Genomic DNA, 10,940 nt, shown 5'->3' on the forward strand with positions numbered 1-10,940 from the left:
GGGTGGGGGTCTATCCTCAAGTCATATCGTGGAGAGAACCCCCACCCGGATTGCATCTCCGATGCGATTCGACCTCCCCTGCAAGCGGGAGAGGTAAACCTTCGACACTGCTCCAGCTCAATCCAACTCCAGTCAGCCGCTCTCTTCACCTCCGCAAACACCTCCATTCCAGGCTGTGGCGGAACCCGCAAACGCGCGGGACGGCGCTTCCGCGCGCTTGACAAAATTTGGCGACAGGATGAACATACGCTCAACACGTGGGCATATGCTCAACGTGACATAAGGGAGGTCACCTTGAAAAACGTCCTTTGCGCCGTTGCGGGCGCGGCTGCTGTTTTGATCTCTGCCCCCTCGATCGCCCAGACCACGCTGACGGTGGCGACCGTCAACAATGGCGACATGATCCGCATGCAGGGGCTCACCAGCGAATTCACCGCGAAGAATCCTGATATCACTGTCAAATGGGTGACGCTCGAGGAGAACGTGCTGCGCCAGCGCGTGACCACCGACATCGCCACCAAGGGCGGCCAGTTCGACGTGCTTACCATCGGCACCTATGAGGTGCCGATCTGGGCCAAGAAGAACTGGCTGGTGCCGCTCGACAAGCTCGGCGCCGATTACGACGTCGGCGACCTCTTGCCCAAGATCAAGGATGCGGTCTCGGTCGACGGCAAGCTCTATGCCGCGCCGTTCTACGGCGAGAGCTCGATGGTGATGTATCGCACCGACCTGTTCGACAAGGCCGGCCTGAAGATGCCGGAGAGCCCGACCTGGGACTTCGTGGTCGACGCCGCCAAGAAGCTGACCGACAAGTCCGCCGGCGTCTATGGCATCTGCCTGCGCGGCAAGGCCGGCTGGGGCGAGAACATGGCGTTCCTGACCGCGATGGCCAATTCCTACGGCGCGCGCTGGTTCGACGAGAAGTGGGAGCCGCAATTCACCTCGCCGGAATGGAAGAAGACGCTGACGACCTATGTCGACCTGATGAAACAGGCCGGCCCTCCCGGCGCCAGCTCCAACGGCTTCAACGAGAACCTCGCGCTGTTCAACGCCGGCAAATGCGCGATGTGGATCGACGCCACGGTGGCGGCGTCGTTCGTGAGCAATCCGAAGGAATCCACGGTCGCCGACAAGGTCGGCTTTGCGCTGGCGCCGAACACCGGGCTCGGCAAGAACGCCAACTGGCTGTGGGCGTGGAGTCTCGCAGTTCCTGCCGGTTCGAAGAAGGTCGAGGCGGCCGAGAAGTTCATCGCCTGGGCGACCAACAAGGACTACACCAAGCTCGTTGCCGCGAAGGAGGGGTGGGCCAACGTGCCGCCGGGCACGCGCTCCTCGTTGTACAAGAACCCCGACTATCTGAAGGTCGCCCCCTTCGCCAAGCTGACGCTGGCCTCGATCGATGCCGCCGATCCGAACAAGCCGACGGTGAAGCCGGTGCCTTACGTCGGCGTGCAATACGCGGCGATCCCTGAATTCCAGGGCATCGGCACCCAGGTGGGCCAGCAGTTCTCGGCCGCGCTCTCAGGTTCGACCACCGTCGATGCGGCGCTCTCGGCTGCGCAGTCCGCGACCGAGCGCGAAATGAAGCGCGCGGGCTACATCAAGTGAGCATGATCCGGACCCGGAGGGCCGCGTAAGCGCAAAGTGTGAAGCGGCTTTCCGAAAAGATCATGCTCACAACACGGAACGCGATCCAATAGCCAAGGCGCGTCAAACGCCTCGGCCGCCCGACCAGCTTAGACCTCCCGAGCTGGGCCACTTGCGACCATCCTGTCCCGCAGCGGGATGGTCGCTCCTTTCCTTAAGAAGGAGGCGGGGATGGCGACCCAGCAGACCCAACTGCTCGCACGCACGCTGCTCACGCCCGCGGTGGCGCTGCTGTTCATCTGGATGATCGTGCCGCTGGCGCTCACGATCTATTTCGCGACCCTGCACTATAACCTGCTCGATCCCGGGTCTGAATCCTTCGTTGGCCTGGAGAATTTCCGCTACTTCCTGACCGATCCGGCCTTCCTCGCCTCTTTGCAGAACACGCTGGTGCTGGTCGGCTCGGTGCTCGCGATCACGATCATCCTCGGCGTGCCGCTGGCGGTGCTGCTCGACCAGCAGGTGGTCGGGCTCTCGATCGTCCGGCTGATGGTGATCGCGCCGTTCTTCGTGATGCCGACGGTGAGCGCGCTGGTCTGGAAGAACCTGTTGATGCATCCGGTGTCGGGCCTGTTCGCCTGGATCGTGCATCTGTTCGGGCTGCCGGCGATCGACTGGTTCAACGACGCGCCGCTGTTTTCGGTGATCCTGATCATCTCCTGGCAATGGCTGCCGTTCGCGACCTTGATCCTGCTGACCGCGCTGCAATCGCTCGACGAGGAGCAGAAGGAGGCGGCCGAAATGGACGGCGCGAGTGCGATCTCGACCTTCATCTACATCACGCTGCCGCACCTGGCGCGCCCGATCACCGTGGTGATCCTGATCGAGACCATCTTCCTGCTCACGGTGTTTGCGGAGATCTTCGTCACCACCGGCGGCGGCCCCGGCCTGCAGACCACCAACATCGCCTTCCTGATCTATTCGCAGGCGCTGATCCAGTACGACGTCGGCAGCGCCTCGGCGGGCGGCCTGGTTGCGGTGGTGCTCGCCAACATCGTCGCCTTCTTCCTCGTTCGTATCGTCGGCCGGAATCTGGAGGCGTAACGTCATGGCGCGGATGGTCACGACACGGCGCAAGGTGATCTCGACGGCGGGGGCCTGGCTGGTCGGCTTCCTGATCTTCTTCCCGATCCTCTGGATGGTGCTGGCTAGCTTCAAGACCGAACTCGAGGCGTTCGCGATCCCGCCCTCGTTCCTGTTCTTCCACTGGACCACCGAAAACTACGCCACGGTGCAGGAGCGCAGCGACTATTTCCACCACGCGCTCAACTCGATCATCATCGCCGGCGGCTCGACCTTGATCGCGATGCTGATCGCGATTCCGGCGGCGTGGTCGATGGCGTTCTCGCCGACCAAGCGGACCAAGGACGTGCTGCTCTGGATGCTGTCCACCAAGATGATGCCGCCGGTCGGCGTGCTGGTGCCGATCTACCTGATCTACCGCACCTTCGGCCTGCTCGACACCCGCTCTGGTCTGATCTTCATCCTGTGTCTCGGCAATCTGCCGATCGTGATCTGGATGCTGTTCACCTATTTCAAGGAGATCCCGAAGGACATCCTCGAGGCGGCGCGGATGGACGGCGCCACGATCGGGCGCGAGCTGATCTATGTGCTGACGCCGATGGCGGTGCCGGGGCTGGCCTCGACGTTGCTGCTCAATCTGATCCTGGCGTGGAACGAGGCGTTCTGGACCCTCAATCTGTCGACGCTCGAGGCCGCGCCGCTTACCGTCTTCATCGCGTCCTATTCCAGCCCGGAAGGATTGTTCTGGGCGAAATTGTCGGCGGCGTCGACGCTCGCGATCGCGCCCATTCTCGTGCTCGGCTGGTTCAGTCAGCGGCAGCTCGTCCGCGGCCTGACCTTCGGCGCGGTCAAGTAGCAGAAAGGCTTTTGCCATGGGTCAGATTACGCTGCAGGGTGTGCAAAAATCGTTCGGGCCGGTCCACATCATCAAGGGCGCCGATCTCGACATCGCCGACGGCTCCTTTGTCGTCTTCGTCGGCCCGTCCGGCTGCGGCAAGACCACGCTGCTGCGGCTGATCGCGGGGCTCGAGGATGTCACCGGCGGCGCTATCCTGATCGACGGACGCAATGTGGTCGACGTGCCGCCGGCCAAGCGCGGGCTGTCGATGGTGTTCCAGTCCTACGCGCTCTATCCGCATATGAGCGTGCGCGGCAACATCGCGTTCGGCCTGAAGATGGCCGGGATCGCCAAGGACGAGATCAACCGCAAGGTCGAGGCGGCCGCAGCAACGCTCAACCTGACGCCCTATCTCGACCGCAAGCCGCGCGAGCTCTCCGGCGGCCAGCGCCAGCGCGTCGCGATCGGGCGCGCCATCGTGCGCGAGCCGAAGGCGTTCCTGTTCGACGAGCCGCTGTCGAACCTCGACGCCGCGCTGCGGGTGCAGATGCGGCTCGAAGTAACGCGGTTGCAGAAGCAGCTCGGCACCACGGCGATCTACGTCACCCACGACCAGGTCGAGGCCATGACCATGGCCGACAAGATCGTAGTGCTGAACGCCGGCAAGATCGAGCAATACGGTTCGCCGCTCGAGCTCTACGAGAAGCCTGCCAATCTGTTCGTCGCCGGCTTCATCGGCTCGCCGAAGATGAATTTCGTCACCGATGAGATCGCGAAGCAGCAGGGCGCCGCGACCATCGGGGTACGGCCCGAGCATTTGAGGGTCGAGCGCGACGGGCAGGGCGGCTGGCACGGCACCGTCTCGGTCGCCGAGCATCTCGGCAGCGACACCTTCCTCTATGTCGACGCCGGACCGCTGGGAATGCTGACCGCGCGCTATATCGGCGAGCTTGATCTGCATCCCGGCGACCGGGTGTCGCTGATCCCGGATCCGGCGCGCATCCACCGTTTCGACGACAGCGGAAAATCGATTCACGCGTAGAGCATGATCCGGACCCGGAGGGCCGCGTTAGCGCAAAGTGTGAAGCAGTTTTCCGAACAGATCATGCTCAAATAGAAGCTAAGGAAGAAGAAAATGTATCTCGAAAAATTCAGGCTCGGCGGCAAGACCGCCATCATCACCGGCGCGGGTCAGGGCATAGGGCTCGCCTGCGCCGAGGCGCTGGCGGAAGCCGGGGCCAAGGTCATCATCGGCGACCGTGACGCCAAGGTCGCCAATGACGCGTTAGCCGCGCTCAAGGCCAAGGGCTTTGACGCCGATATCGCGCTGATGGACGTCACGGATTCCGGCCGCGTCTCTGCGGTCGCCGACGAGCTGGTGCGCAAGTACGGCAAGGTCGACATTCTCGTCAACAATGCCGGCATCGCGCGCAGCGAGACGCCGGCGGAAACCGTGACCGACGAGCACTGGCTCAACGTCATCGACGTCAACCTGAACGGCACCTTCTGGTGCTGCCGCGCCTTCGGCAATCACATGCTGAAGGCGAAATCCGGCACCATCGTCAATGTCGGCTCGATGTCCGGCTTCATCGTCAACAAGCCGCAGGAACAGTGCTTCTACAATGCTTCCAAGGCCGCGGTGCATCACCTGACGAAATCGCTCGCGGCCGAATGGGGCGCGCGCGGGGTTCGCGTCAACGCCGTGGCGCCGACCTATATCGAGACGCCGCTGAATGCCTTCGTGAAGAACAGCCCCAAGATGTACGACGCCTGGATCGGCGGAACCCCGATGGCGCGGATGGGGCAGGTCGACGAGATCGCCTCCGTCGTCTTGTTCCTGGCCTCCGATGCTGCGAGCCTGATGACCGGAAGCATCGTTCTGGTCGATGGCGGCTACACTTGCTGGTAGGGTTGCCCGGGGAGATCGTGCTCAACAGAAGATAGAGCGGCTATGCGGCAAGCCTATATCGGGGTGGACGTCGGAAGCACCAGCGCCCGGGCGGGCGTGTTCGACGAGTCGGGGAAGCTTTTGGGTTCGGCCCGGCACCCGATCCGGGTCTGGCACGAGCCCGGCGATATCGTCGAGCAATCGTCCGACGACATCTGGGCGGCCTGCGTCGCCTCGGTGCGCCACGCAATGCGGGAGGCCGCGGTTACCGCCGAAAGCGTCAAAGGCATCGGCTTCGACGCGACCTGTTCGCTGGTCGTGCTCGACAGGGCAGGCCGGCCGCTCACCGTCAGCCCGTCCGGCGATCCCGCGCGCAATGTCGTGGTCTGGATGGATCACCGCGCGATGGACGAAACCGAATTCGTCAACGCGACCGGCGACAAGGTGCTGCGCTATGTCGGCGGCGCCATCTCGCCGGAGATGGAGATCCCGAAAATCCTCTGGCTGAAGCGGCATCTGCCCGCGACCTTCGAGGCTGCCGGGCACTTCTTCGATCTTGCCGACTATCTGTCGTTCCGCGCGTCCGGCTCGCTGGCGCGCTCGACCTGCACCGTTACCTGCAAATGGACCTATGTCGCCGGTGAGGGCGGCTGGAGTGAAGCCTTTTTCAAGCGGGTCGGGCTCGAGGCGCTCGCGGCCGATCGCTTTGGGCGGATCGGTAGCGAGATCGTGCCGCCCGGCTCGCCGCTCGGCCGTGGGCTGTCCGAGGATGCCGCGCGCGATCTCGGCCTGCTGCCGGGAACCGCGGTCGGGGCCTCCCTGATCGATGCCCATGCCGGCGGCGTCGGCGCGATCGGCGGCCGCGATGGCTCCGGCGCCGAGGTCGATGTCTGCCAACGGCTCGCCTACATCATGGGAACGTCGGCCTGCATCATGGCGACGACCGTCGATCCCTGCTTCGTGCCCGGTGTCTGGGGGCCGTATTTCGAAGGCATGGTGCCGGGCTTCTGGCTGAACGAGGGCGGCCAATCGGTGGCGGGCGCCGCGATCGATCACCTGCTCAAGTCGCATCCGGCGCATGCCGAGGTTGCGGTCGCGGCGAAGACCGACGGCGTCGACATCATCGAATACCTCGAGAAGCGCATCCTGGCGCGCAGCGGCAATGCCGGTGCCGCGGCGTTGCTCGCGCGCCACGTTCACGTTCTGCCGGAGTTCCTCGGCAACCGTTCGCCCTATGCGGATCCCGGCTCGCGTGCCGTGATCGCGGGGCTCGATCTCGACACCGACGTGTCGGCGCTGGAGCGGCTGTTCATCGCCGGCCTGTGCGGGCTCGCCTATGGCCTTGCCGACGTCATCGACGCCTTGCAGGCGCATGGCGTCAATGGCAAGACCATCGTGATCGGCGGTGGCGCGAGCCGCAGCCCCCTGGTGCGCCAGATCATGGCCGACACGACAGGCTACGCAGTGGCGCTGCCGCAGACCCATGAGCCGGTGCTGCTCGGCGCCGCGATGCTGGGCGCGGTCGCCAGCGGCGCGCACAATTCGATCAATGCGGCGATGGCCGGCATGTCGGCGCTCGGGCGGTTGAGCGAGCCGACCAGGCCGGAGCTTGCCGAGTTCCACCGCAAGAAGCGCGGCGTGCACAAAATGCTGCGAGAACTTGACCGCGACAGCCGCGAGGCGATGAGGCGGGCGCCCGGCGAAGCGCCGACGTAAGGTTTGTCCCATGCTGCTGAGTTGCGGAGATGCGCTGATCGATTTCCTGCCGTCGAAGACGGCGGATGGACGCGAGGCCCTGACGCCCGCGGTCGGCGGCTCCTGCCTCAACATCGCGATCGGCAGCGCCCGGCTCGACGTTCCGACCGGCTTTGTCGGCGGCATCTCGACCGACACCTTCGGCAAGATGATCGCCGATCATGCCGTGGCGTCCGGCGTCGATCTTCGTCGCGCCACGCGCAGCAATCGCCAGGCCACGCTGGCCTTTGCGCGCGTCACCGGCACCGAGACGCAATACGCCTTCTACGACGCCGACACCGCATCGCGGAACTGGATCTATCGACGCGATGCGGTCGCGCTTGACGGCATCACCTGCCTCCACACCGGATCGACCACGCTGGTCCATGACAAGGATGCGGCGGAGACGCTGGCCTTGATCGAGGATGCGCGGGCGAATGTGACGATCGCGCTCGATCCGAACTGCCGGCCGAACCTCGTCACGGACAAGGACGCCTACCGTGCGCGCATGCTGGCGTTCTGCGCCAAGGCCGACATCGTGAAGATGTCCGACGTCGACTTCGCCTATCTGTTCGGCGACGAGGCCTATGCTGCGAGGGCCGAGGCGCTGCTGTCGGGCGGCGCATCGCTTGTCGTCATCACGCGCGGCCATGATGGCGCCTGCGCCTGGCATCGCAAGGCCGGACCGATCGCGGCCGAAGCGCCGGTGGTGAACGTCGTCGATACGATCGGCGCTGGCGACAGCTTTCAGGCCGCGCTGCTCGCCGCGTTGCATCGGCTGGACCGGATCGCGCGACAGCGGCTGCGCGACACCTCCGCGGCCGAGCTGACACGTGCGCTGTCCTTTGCTTGCAAATGCGCCGCCTTCACCTGCACGCGGCCCGGCGCCGATCCGCCGCGGAGCCGGGAGTTGCCGGCCGACTATTGGTAGGCCATGCACCGCCACAGCCGGCGCGGCGTCTCGCGCGATGCCGTCGCTTGACGCTTAGTCTCATTTTGCGTGCTGCGCCTGCGAAGGCAAATCTGTCCGGCGATGCGTGAAGGTGTCCGAAGCACCCGATATCGTTCGGATTTGATGCCGACCCGCGATCTCTGCATTTCGAGCGTACGAAGTCATGCTGCTTCGGCTTCGCATTGAGCGCATCGGTTGTCTTTGTGAAAGACCGCGCTAACATGGAACCCATCCATCGATACCTGTCGTCGTCCTTTTTTGATCGTCTATTGCAGCGCAACCAGGCCACGCAACGGGTTGCGCGCTCGCCAGCGGCGGCCGGGCCTCGAAGGGAAGTAGCAGACACGCATCCCTAATATTGCAACCAAGAAATAACGGGGGAAGATATGTATGTGAAAGGGCTTGCGGCATTCGCCGCGCTCGGCGTTGGCCTGTTGTCGGGCGCCGCCATCGCACAGGAAGTCAAGCAGGAGAAGCAGTCGGTCCTCGGTAACGCCAATGTGTCCCCGGTGACCCAGGAGCAGCTCAACGCCGCCGACAAGAACAGCAGGGACTTCCTGCTCACCAACGGCAATTACGCCCAGACGCGCTTCTATCCGGGCAAGCAGATCAGCCGGGACAATGTGAAGAACCTGCATGTCGCATGGATCTTCCAGACCGACGTCAAGGAATCGCTTGAGACATCTCCGATCGTCGTCGATGGCGTGATGTTCGTCACGACGTCGTTCAGCCATGTCTATGCGCTCGACGCCAAGACCGGTCAGCAGCTCTGGCACTATGCCCACAAGATGGGCCCGATCACGGTTTATTGCTGCGGTCCCAACAATCGCGGCGTCCAGGTGCTCGGCGACCGGGTCTATCTGGCGACGCTCGATTCCAAGCTGATGGCGCTGAATGCCAAGACCGGCGAGGTGGTCTGGACCACCAACATCGCCGATCCCGAGCTCGGCTACAGCGAGACGATGGCGCCGACGGTGGTCAAGGACAAGGTCCTGATCGGAACCAATGGCGGCGAATACGGCATCCGCGGTTTCGTGCGCGCCTATGACGCCAAGACCGGCAAGCAGCTCTGGAATTTCCATACCATTCCGGAGAACTCCGTCGGTGTCTGGGCGACCAAGGATGCCACCGGCCGCGACATGCATCGCAATATCCAGGCCGAGAAGGACATGCTCGCCAAGATCGGCGATCCCTATGCCAAGCTCGGTGGCGGCGTGTGGCAGAACCCGTCGGTCGATCTCGCGACCAACCGGATCTACTTCGTCGTCGGCAACCCATCGCCCGACCTCGACGGCTCGAACCGGCCCGGCGACAACCTCTACACCAACTCGCTGGTCTCGCTCGATCTCGACACCGGCAAGTATGTCTGCCACTTCCAGTACATCGCCCATGATGTCTGGGACCTCGACGCGGTCAGCCCGACGGTGCTGGTCAACGTCAAGGACAAGAGCGGCAAGACGATTCCCGGCGTCATTCATGCCGGCAAGACCGGGCACATCTATGTGCACGATCGCAAGGACTGCAGCCTGATCCGCTTCTCCGAGGCGATGGTACCGCAGGAAAACATGTGGGTGCTGCCGACCAAGGAAGGTGCGCGCATGCTGCCCGGCGCCAATGGCGGCGTCGAATGGTCGCCGATCGCGACCGATCCGGGACAGGAGCTGGCCTACGCCATCAACCTGCACCAGCCGATGACGTACCACGTCGAGAGCTCGGCCTATCCGAACGGCAAGCTGTGGCTGGGCGGTGCCTTCAAGGTGATCCCGGGCGAGAAGCAGGCGGGCAACATCACCGCGGTGAACTACAACAACGGCAAGATCAAATGGCAGGTCAACACACCCGAGCCGATGATCGGCGGCATCCTCGCCACCGCCGGCGGCCTGGTCTTCACCGGTGAAGGCAACGGCAAGTTCGCGGCCTACAATTCGTCGAACGGCAAGGAGCTGTGGAGCTTCCGGGCCGGCGCCGGTGTCAACGCGCCGCCGTCGAGCTACATGGCCGGCGGCAAGCAATATATCGTGGTCGGCGCGGGCGGTAACACCCAGCTCGACTACAAGCGTGGCAACAACATCATCGCCTTCACGCTCGACTGAGCCCGGGCCTGATGCATCACGCGTGCGAACATTGACGGCAAGGCGGGACCGGTTCGGTCCCGCCTCTGTTTTCTACGGATGAGCAGATGTTCAGTAGATTGATGGTTTGCGGCGCCGCGCTGCTGCTGATGGCGGTGCAGGCATGTGCTGAGACGATTGAAGACAAGGTGCAGGTCTGCGCCGGCTGCCACGGCGAGAACGGCAAGCCGGTCGACAAGACCATTCCGACGATCTGGGGCCAGCAGGCCGGCTATCTCTACATCCAGCTGCGCGATTTCAAGCGCGGCGATCGCAAGAGCGAGATCATGCAGCCGATCGCGACGCAGTTCGAGCGCGACGACATGCTGGCGATCGCGGAATATTTTTCGCAGAAGCCGTGGCCTGACCTCGGCCAGCCGCGCGCGCCGAAGGACGTGGCGGAGAAAGCGGTCAGCGCCAGCCGCTCGGTCGGTTGCCCGGCCTGCCATCTCGATCGCTTCCAGGGCGACGGCACGGTGCCGCGGCTGGCCGGAATGGGACGGGATTATCTCGCCAAGACCATCGCCGATTTCCGCACCCGTGCGCGCGGCAACAATCCCGGCATGTCCGACCTGATGCTGGCAACGTCGCCCGACGACCTGGCCGCACTGGTGGACTATCTGGCGGGCCTGTGAGCGGCGCTGAAGTTCACCTCTCCCGCTTGCGGGGGAGGTCGCATCGCATCGAAGATGCGATGCGGGTGGGGGCTCTCTCCACCAAATGATTCGTGGAGAGAGCCCCCACCCC

Annotated in this window: 9 protein-coding genes; all 9 read left to right on the forward strand. The window is 64.1% G+C overall.

Features of this window, described 5'->3' with window-relative positions:
• The first annotated feature begins 294 nt into the window (after window positions 1-294).
• The gene (locus AC1VNY_RS41415) at window positions 295-1,608 is read left to right on the forward strand and encodes an ABC transporter substrate-binding protein (protein ID WP_482409504.1); all 1,314 of its coding nucleotides are present in this window, start codon (window positions 295-297) and stop codon (window positions 1,606-1,608) included.
• Window positions 1,609-1,818: 210 nt separating this feature from the next.
• A complete protein-coding gene (locus AC1VNY_RS41420; RefSeq protein ID WP_482409505.1) occupies window positions 1,819-2,691 on the forward strand; it encodes a carbohydrate ABC transporter permease in 873 nt (290 codons plus the stop codon).
• A gap of 4 nt (window positions 2,692-2,695) precedes the next feature.
• Complete coding sequence (locus AC1VNY_RS41425; protein ID WP_482409506.1) at window positions 2,696-3,526, forward strand: carbohydrate ABC transporter permease; 831 nt, start codon at window positions 2,696-2,698, stop codon at window positions 3,524-3,526.
• Window positions 3,527-3,542: 16 nt separating this feature from the next.
• Window positions 3,543-4,550 (forward strand): ABC transporter ATP-binding protein, encoded by a 1,008-nt coding sequence (locus AC1VNY_RS41430; protein WP_482409507.1) that lies wholly within the window; start codon window positions 3,543-3,545, stop codon window positions 4,548-4,550.
• A 93-nt stretch (window positions 4,551-4,643) separates the two neighbouring features.
• On the forward strand, window positions 4,644-5,417 hold the full coding sequence (locus tag AC1VNY_RS41435) for an SDR family NAD(P)-dependent oxidoreductase (RefSeq protein WP_482409508.1): 774 nt from the start codon (window positions 4,644-4,646) through the stop codon (window positions 5,415-5,417).
• A gap of 42 nt (window positions 5,418-5,459) precedes the next feature.
• Window positions 5,460-7,112 carry an FGGY-family carbohydrate kinase gene (locus AC1VNY_RS41440; protein ID WP_482409509.1) on the forward strand — a complete coding sequence of 551 codons (1,653 nt, stop codon included), beginning with the start codon at window positions 5,460-5,462 and terminating at the stop codon, window positions 7,110-7,112.
• A 10-nt stretch (window positions 7,113-7,122) separates the two neighbouring features.
• Window positions 7,123-8,061, forward strand: a complete 939-nt coding sequence (locus AC1VNY_RS41445) for a carbohydrate kinase family protein (RefSeq protein ID WP_482409510.1) — start codon at window positions 7,123-7,125, stop codon at window positions 8,059-8,061.
• Window positions 8,062-8,468: 407 nt separating this feature from the next.
• A complete protein-coding gene (locus AC1VNY_RS41450; protein WP_482409511.1) occupies window positions 8,469-10,175 on the forward strand; it encodes an outer membrane protein assembly factor BamB family protein in 1,707 nt (568 codons plus the stop codon).
• Window positions 10,176-10,261: 86 nt separating this feature from the next.
• A complete protein-coding gene (locus tag AC1VNY_RS41455; protein WP_482409512.1) occupies window positions 10,262-10,828 on the forward strand; it encodes a c-type cytochrome in 567 nt (188 codons plus the stop codon).
• Window positions 10,829-10,940 lie beyond the last annotated feature (112 nt).

This window comes from Bradyrhizobium ferriligni (assembly GCF_056837965.1).

Excerpts from the sequence above, each read along its gene's own strand:
- AC1VNY_RS41420 (WP_482409505.1), top strand. The coding sequence starts at position 1,819 with ATGGCGACCCAGCAGACCCAACTGCTCGCACGCACGCTGCTCACGCCC.
- AC1VNY_RS41425 (WP_482409506.1), top strand. The coding sequence starts at position 2,696 with ATGGCGCGGATGGTCACGACACGGCGCAAGGTGATCTCGACGGCGGGG.
- AC1VNY_RS41430 (WP_482409507.1), top strand. The coding sequence starts at position 3,543 with ATGGGTCAGATTACGCTGCAGGGTGTGCAAAAATCGTTCGGGCCGGTC.
- AC1VNY_RS41435 (WP_482409508.1), top strand. The coding sequence starts at position 4,644 with ATGTATCTCGAAAAATTCAGGCTCGGCGGCAAGACCGCCATCATCACC.
- AC1VNY_RS41440 (WP_482409509.1), top strand. The coding sequence starts at position 5,460 with ATGCGGCAAGCCTATATCGGGGTGGACGTCGGAAGCACCAGCGCCCGG.
- AC1VNY_RS41445 (WP_482409510.1), top strand. The coding sequence starts at position 7,123 with ATGCTGCTGAGTTGCGGAGATGCGCTGATCGATTTCCTGCCGTCGAAG.
- AC1VNY_RS41450 (WP_482409511.1), top strand. The coding sequence starts at position 8,469 with ATGTATGTGAAAGGGCTTGCGGCATTCGCCGCGCTCGGCGTTGGCCTG.
- AC1VNY_RS41455 (WP_482409512.1), top strand. The coding sequence starts at position 10,262 with ATGTTCAGTAGATTGATGGTTTGCGGCGCCGCGCTGCTGCTGATGGCG.